This is a genomic window from Ruegeria sp. AD91A (assembly GCF_003443535.1).
Classification (GTDB): domain Bacteria; phylum Pseudomonadota; class Alphaproteobacteria; order Rhodobacterales; family Rhodobacteraceae; genus Ruegeria.
Genome location: NZ_CP031946.1, coordinates 3,212,595 through 3,227,119, shown reverse-complemented (window position 1 = coordinate 3,227,119; position 14,525 = coordinate 3,212,595). Strand labels below are relative to the sequence as shown.

Annotated in this window: 21 protein-coding genes; 10 read left to right on the top strand and 11 right to left on the bottom strand. The window is 57.8% G+C overall.

Translation table 11 applies throughout. The annotated features are described in order from the left end of the window. Window positions 1-219: 219 nt before the first annotated feature. Entirely contained in the window at window positions 220-1,125 is a 906-nt protein-coding gene (locus tag D1823_RS16155; RefSeq protein WP_117871765.1) for a LysR family transcriptional regulator, read from the top strand. Between the two features lie 52 nt (window positions 1,126-1,177). Here D1823_RS16155 and D1823_RS16150 read toward each other — a convergent pair whose 3' ends face one another. Next, on the bottom strand, window positions 1,178-2,095 hold the full coding sequence (locus D1823_RS16150) for a hydrogen peroxide-inducible genes activator (protein ID WP_117871763.1): 918 nt from the start codon (window positions 2,093-2,095) through the stop codon (window positions 1,178-1,180). Window positions 2,096-2,193: 98 nt separating this feature from the next. Here D1823_RS16150 and D1823_RS16145 point away from each other — a divergent pair, with 98 nt between their 5' ends. Beyond that, a complete protein-coding gene (locus D1823_RS16145; protein WP_117871760.1) occupies window positions 2,194-3,156 on the top strand; it encodes a sodium-dependent bicarbonate transport family permease in 963 nt (320 codons plus the stop codon). On the opposite strand, the gene D1823_RS16140 is transcribed toward D1823_RS16145, so the two are convergent. From D1823_RS16140 to D1823_RS16125, 4 genes are read right to left on the bottom strand one after another with little or no spacing between them, the layout of a single operon-like run. Then, complete coding sequence (locus D1823_RS16140; protein WP_117871758.1) at window positions 3,149-4,051, bottom strand: OmpA family protein; 903 nt, start codon at window positions 4,049-4,051, stop codon at window positions 3,149-3,151. The two genes, D1823_RS16145 and D1823_RS16140, sit on opposite strands and share 8 nt — an antisense overlap. Then, complete coding sequence (locus tag D1823_RS16135; protein WP_117871756.1) at window positions 4,048-4,605, bottom strand: peroxidase-related enzyme; 558 nt, start codon at window positions 4,603-4,605, stop codon at window positions 4,048-4,050. Before D1823_RS16135 ends, D1823_RS16140 begins: the two co-directional genes overlap by 4 nt. Window positions 4,606-4,635: 30 nt before the next feature. Continuing rightward, window positions 4,636-5,346, bottom strand: coding sequence for a GNAT family N-acetyltransferase (locus D1823_RS16130; RefSeq protein WP_117871754.1), 711 nt, complete (start codon window positions 5,344-5,346; stop codon window positions 4,636-4,638). Further along, a complete protein-coding gene (locus D1823_RS16125; protein WP_117871752.1) occupies window positions 5,343-6,065 on the bottom strand; it encodes a molybdopterin-binding protein in 723 nt (240 codons plus the stop codon). Before D1823_RS16125 ends, D1823_RS16130 begins: the two co-directional genes overlap by 4 nt. 50 nt (window positions 6,066-6,115) lie before the next feature. Here D1823_RS16125 and sfsA point away from each other — a divergent pair, with 50 nt between their 5' ends. The 4 genes from sfsA to map all read left to right on the top strand — a co-directional run bounded on the left by sfsA (window position 6,116) and on the right by map (window position 8,728). After that, complete coding sequence (gene sfsA / locus D1823_RS16120) at window positions 6,116-6,811, top strand: DNA/RNA nuclease SfsA (protein WP_117871750.1); 696 nt, start codon at window positions 6,116-6,118, stop codon at window positions 6,809-6,811. Window positions 6,812-6,978: 167 nt separating this feature from the next. After that, the gene (locus tag D1823_RS16115) at window positions 6,979-7,353 is read left to right on the top strand and encodes a hypothetical protein (protein WP_117871748.1); all 375 of its coding nucleotides are present in this window, start codon (window positions 6,979-6,981) and stop codon (window positions 7,351-7,353) included. Window positions 7,354-7,399: 46 nt separating this feature from the next. Continuing rightward, the gene (locus D1823_RS16110) at window positions 7,400-7,750 is read left to right on the top strand and encodes a hypothetical protein (protein ID WP_117871746.1); all 351 of its coding nucleotides are present in this window, start codon (window positions 7,400-7,402) and stop codon (window positions 7,748-7,750) included. A 165-nt stretch (window positions 7,751-7,915) separates the two neighbouring features. After that, complete coding sequence (gene map, locus D1823_RS16105; protein WP_117871744.1) at window positions 7,916-8,728, top strand: type I methionyl aminopeptidase; 813 nt, start codon at window positions 7,916-7,918, stop codon at window positions 8,726-8,728. Here the strand turns inward: map and D1823_RS16100 are convergent. The 4 genes from D1823_RS16100 to D1823_RS16085 form a co-directional block, all read right to left on the bottom strand. Continuing rightward, a complete protein-coding gene (locus tag D1823_RS16100; RefSeq protein WP_117871742.1) occupies window positions 8,716-8,895 on the bottom strand; it encodes a hypothetical protein in 180 nt (59 codons plus the stop codon). The two genes, map and D1823_RS16100, sit on opposite strands and share 13 nt — an antisense overlap. A gap of 25 nt (window positions 8,896-8,920) precedes the next feature. After that, window positions 8,921-9,556, bottom strand: coding sequence for an HAD family phosphatase (locus D1823_RS16095; protein ID WP_117871740.1), 636 nt, complete (start codon window positions 9,554-9,556; stop codon window positions 8,921-8,923). Between the two features lie 89 nt (window positions 9,557-9,645). Beyond that, window positions 9,646-10,203, bottom strand: a complete 558-nt coding sequence (gene rsmD, locus D1823_RS16090) for a 16S rRNA (guanine(966)-N(2))-methyltransferase RsmD (protein WP_117871738.1) — start codon at window positions 10,201-10,203, stop codon at window positions 9,646-9,648. Beyond that, window positions 10,200-11,411 (bottom strand): NAD(P)/FAD-dependent oxidoreductase, encoded by a 1,212-nt coding sequence (locus D1823_RS16085; protein ID WP_117871736.1) that lies wholly within the window; start codon window positions 11,409-11,411, stop codon window positions 10,200-10,202. Before D1823_RS16085 ends, rsmD begins: the two co-directional genes overlap by 4 nt. A 99-nt stretch (window positions 11,412-11,510) precedes the next feature. Here D1823_RS16085 and D1823_RS16080 point away from each other — a divergent pair, with 99 nt between their 5' ends. From D1823_RS16080 to D1823_RS16065, 4 genes are all read left to right on the top strand, one after another. Continuing rightward, window positions 11,511-11,996 carry a peroxiredoxin gene (locus tag D1823_RS16080; protein ID WP_117871733.1) on the top strand — a complete coding sequence of 162 codons (486 nt, stop codon included), beginning with the start codon at window positions 11,511-11,513 and terminating at the stop codon, window positions 11,994-11,996. A gap of 102 nt (window positions 11,997-12,098) precedes the next feature. Then, on the top strand, window positions 12,099-12,344 hold the full coding sequence (locus D1823_RS16075; protein ID WP_117871731.1) for a glycine zipper 2TM domain-containing protein: 246 nt from the start codon (window positions 12,099-12,101) through the stop codon (window positions 12,342-12,344). Window positions 12,345-12,355: 11 nt separating this feature from the next. Next, window positions 12,356-12,703, top strand: a complete 348-nt coding sequence (locus D1823_RS16070) for a hypothetical protein (protein ID WP_117871728.1) — start codon at window positions 12,356-12,358, stop codon at window positions 12,701-12,703. Window positions 12,704-12,725: 22 nt separating this feature from the next. Beyond that, window positions 12,726-13,034 (top strand): hypothetical protein, encoded by a 309-nt coding sequence (locus D1823_RS16065; RefSeq protein WP_117872941.1) that lies wholly within the window; start codon window positions 12,726-12,728, stop codon window positions 13,032-13,034. On the opposite strand, the gene D1823_RS16060 is transcribed toward D1823_RS16065, so the two are convergent. Both D1823_RS16060 and D1823_RS16055 read right to left on the bottom strand, forming a co-directional pair. Continuing rightward, window positions 13,031-13,324: a 4a-hydroxytetrahydrobiopterin dehydratase gene (locus D1823_RS16060; RefSeq protein ID WP_117871726.1), complete on the bottom strand. Its 294-nt coding sequence runs from the start codon at window positions 13,322-13,324 to the stop codon at window positions 13,031-13,033. The genes D1823_RS16065 and D1823_RS16060 overlap by 4 nt on opposite strands. Then, complete coding sequence (locus D1823_RS16055) at window positions 13,321-14,508, bottom strand: GNAT family N-acetyltransferase (protein WP_117871725.1); 1,188 nt, start codon at window positions 14,506-14,508, stop codon at window positions 13,321-13,323. Before D1823_RS16055 ends, D1823_RS16060 begins: the two co-directional genes overlap by 4 nt. Between the last annotated feature and the right edge of the window lie 17 nt (window positions 14,509-14,525).

Here is a 14,525-nt window from a genome sequence, read left to right as displayed (position 1 = left end):
CCCTGGTCACAAAAATGCCATTCTCAAGGTAACAGCTTAGCGCGATTGCCCAGAAAACACAGCATCACAATGCCTGAGGCGAGATTGGAAACCACTGTTTCTGCGTTTCCCATACGCAAACGATCCGATTCAAATCCCTGATATTATCCCATGTCTGCCCCGTTTCCGCCCAGATTCAGCGCCATAGTCAGGACGGAAATCAAGATCTGGGGAACGAGTATGGACCGACTGACCGAAATGGAAGCCTTCGCCAATGTGGTGGACCAGGGTGGCTTCACCGATGCGGCCAAGAAGATGGGCATCTCCAAATCAGCCGTGTCCAAACACGTATCGAGCCTTGAAGCACGTCTGGGAGCGCGACTGTTGAACCGTACCACGCGCCGGGTGTCACCAACAGAAATCGGGCTGGCCTACTATGACCGCGCGCGCCGCGTTCTCAATGATGCAGGAGAAGCGGATTCACTGGTCACGTCGATGCAATCAGCCCCATCTGGTCTTTTGCGCATCAGCGTTGCCACGGATTTCGGCGTAAATCACCTGTCACCTGTGCTGTCCGAGTTCCTTGCGGCCTACCCCGACATCACTGTGAACATGGTACTGAACAATCGTTACGTCGAACTTATTTCCGAAGGATTTGACGTGGCCGTCCGCATTGGTGAGCTGGAAGACAGCACGCTGCGGGCCCGCAAACTGACCGAAACCGTCAAACGCATGGTCGCCGCGCCCAGTTATGTCGAAAGATTCGGCCGCCCACAGAAGATCGACGATCTGAACGAACACAAGCTGCTGCATTATTCCAGCCAGTCCTCGGGCAATGTCTGGAAACTGACCGCGCCATCCGGCGAAAAGCGTCAGGTTCGGACGGCCGGATGGTTGAGCGTGAACGATGGCCAATCCCTGTTGAACGCGGCGGTTTCCGGCTTGGGTATCGCGTATCTGCCCAGCTATCTTTACGCAGAAGCCTTGAAGGCAGGGCTGGTTGTCGATGCGATGCCATCCCTGCCCGACGAAGTTCAAGGCGTTTACGCGGTCTACCCGCCCGGCCGTTTTACACAACCCAAAGTGCGGGCTTTCATTGATTTCCTCGTCGACTCTTTCCACGAGAAGGGTCCGATGGACTGGTAATTTCTCCCTGAAGACCAACCTTTGGCCCGCATGTAAAAGTGCGGGCCTTTTTTTATGGACCGATCACAGACAGCCCCATGGACCGGGCGGAAGAGCGCAGGCTGTCGGTCAGCACATTCTGACCCCGCGGCGGGGTTTCGGAACTGCGTGCCAAAAGGGCGATATCGCGATTTGCATTGGCAATGGAGAGTGGGCGCAACCGCACCTCGTCGCGGTAGATCCCCTGTCTGCGAGCATAAAGATCAGGCAGTACCGCAACACCAACACCCGAAGCCGCCATCAGGACAATGGAATCAAGTGTCGTGCCTTCATACTCATCCGAAACCACCCCACCGCATTCTGCCGCCAATGCATAGACGATGCGCGACAGGCGGTGGCTTTGATCCAGGGTGAGAAAAATCCGGTTCTGAAGATCTATGGCACTGACACCCTGCAAATCCCGCGCCAGAACGTCATCTACGGCAACCGCGACCCAGAGAGGTTCGTTGAACAAACGGTGTTGCACGGTATTCGGATGGTCTTCGGGCGTGGACAATATCAGGTCAAATCGACCGGATTTCAGACCCTGCTCCAGATCCAGTGTGTTTTCCTCGCGCACGACAATGCGCAACCCGGGGCGAATCTGGTGCACCTGTTTGATGGCTTGCGGCAACAGATAGGGCCCGATCGAAGGCAATACCCCCAGTCGCAACCTTCCTCCGACGGGCATATCGTTCGACATTGCATGGCGCAGGTCCTTGACCTCTGCCAGAATCTTCTGCGCGCGCAAGATGAGCTCTTCACCCTTTGTCGTCACTTGGATTCCACCACGGTTACGATCAAAGATTCGAACGCCAAGTTCTTGTTCTACAGTCGCAATTTGCGTCGACAGGCTGGGCTGGCTTACATTCAGCACCTCGGCGGCCAAACTGAATCGCCCAAGGCGACTGACGGTAACGATGTATTCCAACTGCCGCAATGTCGGGCGCATTTCATAGCCTAAAACTATTTATAACTTAGAAAGATAGTATTTGGCGAAATCTGTTTTGCAAGGCACCTAACCCGAAAACGAGGGGTCAGGAGTCAAATATGCCCGGAGTGATCGAGACACTGTCCAGCAATCTGCTGGTGCCTACCATATTGTTTTTTGCTCTTGGGCTTTTGGCGGCCTTTGTACGCAGTGACCTGTCCATTCCGGCGGGCGCGGCCAAGTTCATGTCGCTTTACCTGTTGCTGGCCATCGGGTTCAAGGGCGGTGCCAGTCTGGCTGCGCATGGCATTCACCTGCAACTGTTCCTGACACTGCTGGGCGGTGTTGCTTTGTCCTTTGCCATCCCCTTCGTGGCCTTTGGCCTGCTCAGGGTGATGACAAAGCTGGATGCGCTGAACGCGGCGGCGGTTGCAGGGCACTATGGTTCGATCTCGATCGTCACCTTTGTCACCGCCACCAGTCTGCTGGATCTGGTTGGGCTGTCCCATGACGGATTCATGGTGGCCGTTGCGGCTGCGATGGAGGTGCCTGCAATCCTGTCGGCGCTTTGGTTGGCGCACAGGACCGGAAGCAATGGTGTCAAGGATGACAAGCTGTGGCGCGATCTGCTGGCCAATGGCTCGATTGTTCTGCTCACCGGTGCCTTCCTGATCGGAGCCATCACCGGCGGCGAAGGTATGCAGATGATCGCGCCCTTCATCGTTACGCCTTTCACCGGTATCTTGTGCCTGTTTCTGCTGGATATGGGCCTGTCGGCAGGGCGCAGCCTGATCGGCAATCGAGACAAGCTGTCGGTTGGCCTGTTCGCCTTTGGTGTCTTGATGCCCCTGATTGGCGCAGTAATGGCCTGGGCGGTAGGTGCCGTGATCGGACTGCCACAGGGCAGCTTGTTCCTGTTCATGGTGCTGTCAGCCTCGGCGTCGTATATCGCGGTTCCCGCCGCGATGAAGATCGCCCTTCCAAAGGCCGAGGCCGGGATCTATCTGACCTTGTCGCTGGGGGTGTCGTTTCCGTTCAACATCACCGTAGGATTGCCGCTGTACCTGTGGTGGATCAGTTGACGAGCAATACTGCCTCGACCCGACGGTTCAGATCGCGCCCTTCCGGGGTTGCATTCGATGTAAGCGGAGACAGATAGCCAACACCCTGCGCTTCGATTCGGTCGGGTGCCACGCCATGTGCATCAATCAGGCGGGTTCGCACCGCCTCGGCCCGGCTTTTGCTAACCGAAATATTCGCCTGCAAGGCACCAGTATCGTCGGTGTGCCCCACCAGTGCCAGACGCGTTTTCGGGCTGTCAGTCAAGTATCCGGCCAACAAGGTCAGTGAGACAAACGGTCCCTCGCCCAGGGCAACCTCGCCCGTTGGAAAATGCAGATCATCCAGGATCACGTGGCCCGTTGTCGCCAAGGCCTCCAGCAACCCGACCGTACCCTCTACGGCTTGCTCGACCACCACAGGGTCCGAGTCCGGTGCATCTTGAGGCGTCACCCGGATCATCTGCACGTAGCCATCCGGGGGATTGCGGCTGACCAGCAGACTAAGGGCAACCGCCCCTTTGATCGCCGACAGAAAACGGTAATCCTGAATGGCGACATACATATCCGGGGTTGGCACGACCTCGGTGTCAAAGCGAAAGTCGAAACCACCGCAAGCCCGCGCGTCGCATTCGAACAGGATCTTGTATCCCTGCGCCTCGATCTGTTCCCGCAGCGGGGCGAGAAGCTGCAATGTCGTGCTCGACCCTGCCTGAAGCCGCCACGTATAGCGTTCCACGCGCCCTTCGAGAGTGTCTGCGGGCACAGAGCCATTCGCATACGGCCCCGTTGGCAGATCATAGCTGTCCAGCGGAGACGTCCGGTCACTGATCTGACGGGCACTGGCCGGTAGGGTCAGGTCCTGCGCGGCAACAGATCCTGTCATCAGCAGGGCTATAAGGGCGGCGATGCGGATCATCGAAACTGTGCGTGATATTCTTCGTTGGGCACCATCGCCGTTGCGCTGGCCACCCGGTTTGACATATTGAAAAACCCGGCGACATTGGCGATGTCCCAAATGTCCCGGTCAGTAAATCCGGCGTCTCGCAATTTCTGTCGGTCGGGCTCTTCGATCTCTGCGCTGGCGGTGGTCATCTTGGCAGCGAAGTCCAGCATCGCCCGTTGACGCGGCTCCAGCGGCGCGACGCGGTAGTTCATCACAAGCATCTCACCCAGTTGCGGATTGCCCGAAAGCTGACGCACCGCCGCCCCATGCGCGACAAGACAGTAGAAGCACTTGTTGATCGACGAGACGACTACGGCGATCATCTCGCGTTCTAGCTTGGTCAACCCACTGTCAGCCAGCATCAGGTCGTTATACATCGCGGTGAATGTGTTCAGCTTGTCTATGTCAAATGCGTTGGCTTTCAGCACATTCGGCACCATGCCCAGTTTTTCGATACAGATATCAAAGTATTTCTGCGTTTCCGGCGGCAGCGGATCAACCATGGGCAGGTTCAGCGCGGTGGGCATGTCTTTTTGTGTCACGGCGACCTCTTCAGTTCAGACAAGATGACGGTAATGGTATTCGCCTGCGATCTCCATCCCGAGGGCGCGATAAAGACCGTTGGCGCCCTCATTGGCTTTGGTGCAGATCACGCTGAGGTTTTGCGCACTGTGATCCCGCGCCCAGAATGCTGCTGCGCGCATGGTCCAGTGGCCTAACCCCTGTCGGCGATGTTCGGGAAGGATTTCAAGCGCGTGGACCATTGCAGTGTCTGCATGCATCGCCACAAAAGCCACGCCGCTGGGTTTGTCGTTGTGACGCAGCAAAAACCCTGTCTTGGGGCCCTTGGCGCGTTCCATCACCGCGATCCGCTCGGGTCCGATCCCGCCCGAGGCCCAGATGTCGCGCATGATCTCAAGCGGTTCCCAGATCGAAAACACCATGACCGGTGGGATTGGCTGATCGGTCAGTCTGGAGACGGGACAGGCATAGATGTTCACCGGGTCAAGAATATCATAGCCCCGCTGGGCCAGCTTTGCATCCAGGGCTTCATCCCCCGGGCGCAGACAGAAGATGCGTTTCTGCCCCATGGCCTGCATTGCGGCCTCGGCGGCGTCGATATCGTCTTCATTGACCGGACCCAATGCACTGGCCGCTGATACGCGCGACCCTCCGCCCTGCCCCTCACGCAGCAGAAACGGGCCAAGCCGCTGATAGCGTACGGCGGGCCAGGTTCCGTCGACTATTTCCGCCCAGTTATCGCTCAAAGCTCAAGCTCTTTCGCCAGGCGGGTGGTGGCCGCGTCGATCCGGCCTCCATCGGTGCCGCGCACAACCACGTTGGCCCCGAAGGCACCGTTGATCTGAAACGGGTAGCAACCGATGGACAGGTCGCTGAAAACTTCGGCCAAGGCCGACAGGGTTGCGGCGATATCACCTTCTCCGCGGTCCACACGCAGAGTTTGCGACAACAAAGGTCTGCCTCCGGTCAATGTTGGCAAAACGCTCGCTACCATCGCTTGAAAAACAGAAGGCACACCTGCCATGACATGCACGTTCGCAAGCGTGAATCCGGGGGCTGTTGAAACCGGATTTTCGATCAGCGTCGCACCGTCCGGAATACGCGCCATGCGCAAGCGGGCGGCATTCAGTTCCAGCCCGGATTTGTCGTAATGGGCCTGCAAGAGCGCGCGCGCGTCATCCCGCACATCAATTGGTGTATCGAAAGCGCGGGCAATACAATCGGCCGTGATATCGTCATGGGTCGGGCCGATGCCGCCGCTGGTGAAGACATTGTCATAGGCGTCGGACAGCACTTTGACGGCCGCTTCGATGGCGGAGGCGTCATCGCTGACAATGCGGACCTCTTTCAGGTCGATGCCGTGTTTTGTCAGCTCCTGCGCCAGAAAATGCATATTCGCATCGCGGGTGCGACCCGACAGGATTTCATCCCCGATCACCAACATTGCTGCGGTTGGATTGGCCATGGCGCTCTCCCCTCTTGATCGTCCTTGGGGGCAGGTATAGGCCCTGAACCATGCGATTTGAAACCCCTCTTGTTCCCGCCCGCCTGATCCGCCGCTACAAACGCTTTCTGGCCGATTGCACGCTTGAAGATGGGCGAGAGGTTACGGCCCATTGCGCCAATCCGGGGTCGATGATGGGGCTGGCCGAGCCCGGCGAAAAGATTTGGCTGGAGCCAAACGACGATCCGAAGAAAAAGCTGAAATTCGGATGGCGGCTGGTCGATCATGAGAACGGGCATTTTACCGGGGTCGATACCTCGGTTCCGAACCGGGCGCTGCGCACTGCTTTGGAAGCCGGTGAGATTCCCGAACTGGCCGCCTATGACATCGTTCGGCCCGAGGTGAAATACGGTAACAACAGCCGCATCGATTTCCTGCTCACGGGGCCGGGCCTGCCAGATGCCTATGTCGAGGTGAAAAGCGTGACACTGTCACGCCAGCCCGGACTGGCCGAGTTTCCCGACAGCGTCACAGCCCGTGGCACCAAGCATCTGGGCGAGTTGGCCGCCATGGCCGCGCAAGGGCACCGGGCGATCATGCTGTATTTGGTTCAGCGAACCGATTGCGACCGGTTTGCTTTGGCGGCCGATATTGATCCAGCCTATGCGGCGGCATTTGAGGCGGCGCAGGCGCAGGGGGTCGAGCGGTTAGTGTATGGGACGAAGATTTCACCAGAGGGGATCGCAGTCTTACCCAAACCGATCTAAAGGCTATTCAGCGGCGCGTACTAGAATCAAGAAAGCCTGGCATCTCGGGTCAAACCTAAAGCTCACTATAAATATTCTTAAAATACTATTTGTTGATTCATATCAATGTTAATCAGCATAAAAAAAGCTTTGCTATTCAGCACGACAATTTCGGGGGGAGATTTGTCATGCGATACAAAACCATTGGTATGACCGTTCTGTGCGCCGTACTCCTGTACACGGCCTCTTGCTCGGGCATGAGTTACGCGATGAAGACATATGGCGACGTCGACCCAGTAAACTTCGAAGCCTATGGCAGAACCTGGCGCGTCTTCGACAAGCCTGAAAGCGGCTTGATTATGCTGACACCTAGCCTGGGAGATGCCGCCTTGGCCGGTGCAGCAGAAGGGGCAACATTCGGCTTGGCTGGCAGTATGGACCCCACGCAGTTGGTCTTTCAATCGGCGGCGACAGAATACCTGAAGTCAACCGGCAGAACATGTGACATCCGTTCTGCCAGACTGGTCCTCGACCCTCAGTGGGAGTTCACCTATACCTGTTGAGTCTCCGCGAAACTGTCGCCTTATGTCAGAATCCACGGAGTCCAGCATGCCAAAATTTCTAATCACATTGGCCGCCATTCTCGCCGCCACAGCATGTGCGGAACAACCAAGTTCGATCGCACCGGTTCCAATCGGGGATGTCTATAGCAACGTATCCTGCGCTAAGGCACGACAACTCTACCAACAAGAGGTCGCCAGAGTGCCCGCCTTGATTTCCGCCCAGAAACAAGCAGTTGCCGGTGACGCTGTCGGCGTGCTGTTGATTGGAGTTCCTGTATCCAGTTTATCAGGGGATGATCTGGAGGGCGAAATAGCCGCGACCAAAGGCAAATTGATCGCCCTGTCCGCTCGTTTGGAAGTTTGCGGTACTCCGCCCCCCAGAATAGCCTGGGATTGAGCCTGTTTCGGCATAGGGTCGTAGTGCCAGCATGAGAGAGCGGCTGTTGAAAGTCATGAACCGTCGAACTACTTCGCTGAGTGAGTGTGACCCCGCGCCCTCTGGAACTTTCTGCACAAGCAGCGTAAAAGGAATGCTGCGCGCAACATTTGGAGCTTAGCGTCGATGAAAGAGCATCGTGGCCGCCTGACCAAGGACGGCATTCGCATCTATGAACAAGGTGACTTTGCCGGAATGCACGCGGCAGGGGCTTTGGCGGCGCGAATTCTAGATGATATTGCCGAACATGTGTTTCCAGGTCAAACCACTGGCGCAATTGACGGGCTGATCACGCAGATGGTCGAAAACGCCGGCGCGACCTCGGCCACCATAGGCTATAAAGGCTATCAGCACGCCAGTTGCATCAGCGTGAACCACGTTGTCTGCCATGGCATTCCGGGCGACAAAAAGCTGAAGGATGGCGACATTCTGAATATCGACGTGACAGTCATCGTCGATGGCTGGTTCGGCGACACCTCGCGCATGTATGTGGCGGGCAAGCTGCCGCGCAAGGCGGAACGGCTGATTCAGGTGACTCATGACGCGCTGTTCAAGGGCATCGAGATGGTCAAGCCGGGCAATACATTTGGTGACATCGGCCACGCAATTCAGTCCTATGTCGAAGCTCATCGGATGAGCGTTGTACGCGATTTCTGTGGTCATGGTCTGGGTCGCGTTTTTCACGCACCACCGAACGTGTTGCACTATGGTCGCCCGGGCACCGGTGCCGTTCTGGAAGAGGGTATGTTCTTTACCATCGAACCCATGGTCAATCTGGGTCGTCCCGAAACCAAGACGCTGGCCGATGACTGGACTGCCGTGACCCGCGACAAATCACTGTCGGCACAGTTCGAACATTCGGTGGGCGTCACCTCAGATGGGGTCGAGATCTTTACCCTGTCTCCCGGCGGCAAATACCACCCGACCTATTCCTCTTGATCCGCGGCCTGTTCGCGGAAAAGTTTCAACAGCATCGTTTCGTCCCCCCACGGCGTGACCGCGTCGTGGATGAAGACCGGCGCACGCATGGGTTTGCGCTCTGGGCTGGTGGAAGCTTCTGCAGCGCTGGAAAAGGTCCAGGCGAAAGGTATCAGGGTGCGATCCATACCCGCACTTTAGCACAACCGCGGGTCAAAGTCCCAACAACCCATGCGCCTGCGACATGTCCGTGATCACTTCGGCACCCAGATCCGCCAGCTTTTCACCGCCTCCATGAGGCGCATAAGCGAGGCAACGCATGTCGGCTCGGATTGCAGCCGTGACACCACTATGACTGTCTTCGATCACCACCGGAGCCCTTGCACCAAAGTGCTCGGCGGCCAGTTGGAACATCTTTGGGTCCGGCTTTCCGGTGCCCAGCACATGGGCCGAGAACATCACGTCCTTGAACCGGTCCCAAAGCCCGTTCTGACCCAGTGTGATCTTCATCTTGTCCGGGCTGCCATTCGACGCGACGCAAAAGGGGATACCCTTTTGATCCAGCCCCTCAAGCAGGTCTGCGATACCGGGCACCAATGGCACACCTGCACGCAGGCGGTCGTAGGTTTCGGCATAGATCTGATCTATCCAGTCTTCGGGCAGAAGGGCACCCATCGCGCGGGCCTTGTCGCGCACGCCGACCATCGTTCCACCCACAAACAGCGACATACATTCATGCAGCGCCAGATGCAGGCCATAATCCGCCAGATTGTCCACCAGCACCTGGTTCGAGATCACCTCGCTGTCCACCAAAACGCCGTCGCAGTCGAAAATGACAAGATCGTGCATATGGAATCCCTACTTCGCCTCGCGGTCGGCCTATCCAGGCTTTCCCGTCACTGCCCACCCATGTTAAGCGCCAAACCGCGCAGAGCGATTCAATCTGGAACACCTTTCCACATCAAAGAAATATGCGTGTCGCCATACCTGCGGCTGTCATGCAATGTGAATCCGGCCGGCGCCTGCATCCGGGCGTTTTCTTCCCAAACCAATAATGCATCATCCGCGATCCAGCCATTGGCCAAGGCGGCGACGGCCTTCTGCCCCATGGATTTCCCGTAAGGCGGGTCCAGAAAAGCCAGATCATAAGGCGCGCCGGTATTGTCGCCCAACCGGGTTGCATCGCGGCGGATCAAGTCGGTACGATCGGCGCTGCGGGTCAGATCGATGTTCTTGCGGATCAACCCGTGAGCCACCCGCCCGTCATCAACGAAGGTGACATGCGAAGCGCCCCGCGACAGTGCCTCCAGCCCCAGTGCCCCGGTTCCCGCGAACAAATCCAGCACCCGCAAACCGTCAAATTCGATCTGGTGGCTGAGCACATTGAACAGGCTTTCACGCACGCGGTCGGTGGTGGGGCGCAGATGCGCGCCCGCATCACCCTTGCCGACCGAGGCGAGGGCGCGGCCCCGGAATTCTCCGGCAATGATCCTCACGCCTTAAGCAGCGGTTTCAGGTCCGCGTTCGGGTCTGCCACAACTTCGGGATCAGCTGTCTTGCCCATTTCGATCAATCTCTTGCCGACCATGTATGCTCGCGGATCATTCATCGCATCCACAGCAATCAGCCTGTCGCCTTTGTAATACCAGAAGGACATGGTCTGACCCTCGCCCCCGCGGGTCACCACACGGTCATATCCGGTGTTCAGGCCCGCGATCTGAAGCTTGACGTCGTACTGGTCCGACCAGAACCAGGGGGTCGCCACGTAAACCTTTGCCGCACCCAGCATGTTCTGCGCCACGATTTCAGCCTGGTCGATGGCGTTCGGGACGCTTTCCAAACGGATACGACTTTCGCCATGGGGGAAAGAGGCGCAATCGCCGGCCGCCCAGATCGACGGATCAGAGGTCCGGCCATGGGCATCGGTTTTGATGCCGTTGTCCAGCTCCAGCCCTGCCATCTCGGCCAGTTGGGTAGAGGGCTCGATACCCACACCGACCACAACAAAACCCACCTCCAGCTTTGTGCCGTCGGTCAACACTGCCCCCACAACCTTGCCGTTTTCGCCGATCAGCCGATCGAGCCCGACGCCTTCGCGAATGTCGGCACCATATTTGCTGTGCAGCGCGCGGAAATAGTCGCTGGTTTCGGGTGCTGCAACCCGTTGCAGGATGCGGTCGGCCATCTCGACCAGAGTGACCTTGACGCCCCGCTTGGCGCAGACAGCGGCGGCCTCGAGCCCGATGTAACCGCCACCCACGATCAGCGCGCGGGCGCCTTGGGTCACTTTGGGTTCCATCTCGTCAATATGGGCCAGGTCGCGCACCACGTGGACACCGTCCAGATCGCCTCCGATGGCAGCAGGCAGGCGGCGCGGATCTGACCCGGTGGTCAGCGCCAGTTCGTCATACGGGATGACCTCATCCCCAAGAGTAACCGTTTTGGCCTTGGGATCGATGCCGGTCACGCGCTGGTCAAGGCGCAAAGTGATGTTGTTTTCGACGTAGAAGCTTTCGGGGCGCAGGAACAGGCGCTCCAGCTCCATCTCTCCAAGAAGATAGGCCTTAGACAATGGCGGGCGCTGATATGGCAGATGCGGCTCGGCCCCGATCAGAGTAATCTCTCCGCCGAACCCGTCCTTGCGCAGCCGCGCCACCAAAGACGCGCCCGCTTGCCCTGCGCCAATCACGACAATATGGCTCATGCTTTGCCCACCCTGCAGTTTTCCCGTGGTCTCTCTGATTGGACCACCTATATTGCGCTTAAGCCCAATTCTGCAAATCCAAACGACAGGAGCTAAGAAATGATTTCAACAGGAGACACCCTACCCGAGGCCACACTGATCCAGATGGGGGCAAACGGGCCGGAAGAGGTTCGGATTTCAGACAAGACCAAAGGACGCAAGGTTGTCATTTTCGCTGTTCCCGGCGCATATACCGGTACGTGCACCACCGCACATGTGCCAAGCTTCATCCGTACAAAAAAACAGTTCGACGACAAGGGCGTTGAAGAGATCATGTGCCTGTCGGTCAACGACCCGTTCGTCATGCAGGCCTGGGGTGAATCCACCGGCGCGACCGCAGCGGGATTGACCATGGTCTCAGACGCGGTTTCAGAATTCACCAAGGCCATCGGCATGGATTTCGACGCCCCGCCTGTGGGTTTGTTCGCACGCTCCAAACGGTATGCGATGCTGGTCGAGGACGGTAAGGTCACGGCCCTGAATCTGGAAGAAAACCCCGGTGCCTGCGAGATCTCAGCGGGTGAAGGCCTGGTGGAGGTGATCTGAATTTGGCCGGCTCCGGTTTGCCCGGGGCCGCGTGAACCCAATTTAACTTGAAGCAGCGCCCCAATGCGCGAATACTCGACGCATAATTTGGGGAGCTTTTTTATGAAACTTAAGTTGTTTTTATCCTTCCTGACCGGCGCGGCCCTTCTGGCAGCCTGCGGACCGGCCCCAACCCCGCAACAGCAAGCTGCACGACAGCACGAGATTGCCTGCCTTGGCGGCACATTGGGCGGCGCCTTGATCGGCGGTGCAATCGGCAACCAGTTCGGCGGCGGATCGGGCAAGACGATCCTGACAGCAGCCGGCGCCGCCGCCGGTGGCTTCGAAGGCCAAAGATTTGCATGCTGAGGAGATTGGAAATGAAACAGGCGATTTTTGTATTCACGGCTGCATTTTTGGCCTCGGCGACCAATGCCGAAACCGTGGCTGAACTGCATGAAAAAGAATTGAACGCCATCGACGCAAACAATGACGGGTTCCTGTCCAAAGACGAATTCGACGTTTTTTCGGACTATGCGTTTCAGGCCATGGACGAAGACAAGAACGGCACATTGGGTCAGGCCGAGGCCAAACCGTTTCTGGACATAAAGCAGTTCCAGAATGTTGACCGCAACAAGGACAGCTTTATCTCAAGATCGGAATATGATGCACAGATGAATGAAGATTTCGGCGCGGCAGATCAGAACGGCAATGGTCAACTGGACTAAGCCCGTTTTCAAGGAGCTTGGTATGAAAAGATGGATTGGAATGGGCGCTTTGGCGCTGGTCGCGGCCTGCGATGCGCCGCAGGCTCCGGTCGTGACGGGGCCGGACGGGCAGGCCCGCATTCAGATCAATCTGTCTGGCCTGACCTGCTACGAAAACCGGTGTCTGGATATCAACCCATCAGCGCGCAGTGTGCGCCAGATCGGGAACAAGACCACGGGCATCCCAAGATCCATTGATGTCAGCGAAGGCACCGTGACGCCTGCGGAATTCAAGCAGATGGGCACAGCCGCGTCCCTGGCCGGTGGCCAAGGTTCAGGCAACGACCGTTAGCACAGACTGTCCATCTTTCGAGCCAGCTTGGCGTCCAGTGACGACAGGCCACCTACGTCATGGGTGGACAGGACCACCTCGACTGTGCGGTAGACGTTGGACCATTCTGGGTGGTGGTTCCATTTCTCGGCCCAGATCGCCACTTGCGTCATCCAGCCAAATGCGTGCACGAAGTTGTCGAAAATGAAGGTCTTGGTGATCGCGTCGCGGCCTTCGACCATGGTCCAGCCGTTTTTGAACAGCGGGCCCAGCAGCGGGCCACGGGTCTCGGCGGACAAAAGTTCAGTCATTGCTGTTCCTCCGGGTTCGATTTCCTGAACGGGCCGTAATCCGTCAGAATCTCGATCTCTTCTCCCACTGCGCGGCCTTCGGCGTCCAGATATTTTTTGATCGCATCGGCAAAACCCGGATCACCGACCCAGTGCAAGCTATGCGTGCGCGTCGGTAAATAGCCGCGTGCCAGCTTGTGTTCACCCTGAGCGCCCGCTTCCACCCGGGCCAGACCGTGGGCAATGGCAAAATCTATCGCCCTATAGTAGCACAGCTCGAAATGCAGGCAGGCATGATGTTCAATGCAGCCCCAGTACCGCCCAAAAAGCGTTTCGCGGCCTATGAAGTTCAGCGCACCCGCAATGGCATGCCCATCCCGTTCAGCCAAAACCAGCGCCATATCATTCGCCATCGTCTCTTGTGCGATGTCAAAAAACCGGCGCGTCAGATAGGGTGATCCCCATTTTCGGGCCCCGGTATCCTGATAGAACCGCCAAAAAGCATCCCAGTGTTCCGGACGCAGGTCATCGCCTGTCAATGTATGGATTTCACCGCCAAAGCCATGGGCCTGCGCCCGTTCCTTGCGAATATTCTTGCGCTTGCGTGACGACAAGGCGGAGAGGAATTCATCGAAATCAGCATAGCCATCATTCAGCCAGTGAAACTGTTGCGAGCTGCGCAGCATAAGACCCATCTGCTCCCCCGCCAATGCTTCCTCTTCTGTGCAGAAGGTCGCGTGAACCGATGACACCTGGTTGTCAGCCGCCAGTTGAACGGCACCCTGCACCAAAGCCGACATTCCGATTCGCTCGTAGCCCGGGCGCACCAGAAACCGACGCCCCGTTGCGGGTGTGAACGGCACCGCAATTTGCAGTTTCGGATAATACCGCCCGCCTGCGCTTTCATAGGCATGGGCCCAGCTGTGGTCAAAGATGTACTCGCCCTGGCTGTGCGATTTGGCATACATCGGGGCCGCTGCGATCAGGATCCCGTCAAGAAAGGCCGTCAGGTATTGCGGCTGCCAACCCGTGCCACGCCCGACCGAGCCGCTTTCCTCAAGCGCCAGCAAAAAGCGATGCGTGGTGAAGGGATCAAGGGGCCGTCCACCATCGGCGGCCTCAGGGCAAGCGCAGGCATCCCACTCGGTCGCTGAAATCTGCGACAGTGACCCAAGTACCTGAACTTCGATTTGAGCCTGATCCATGTACCCTCCGCGCCAGC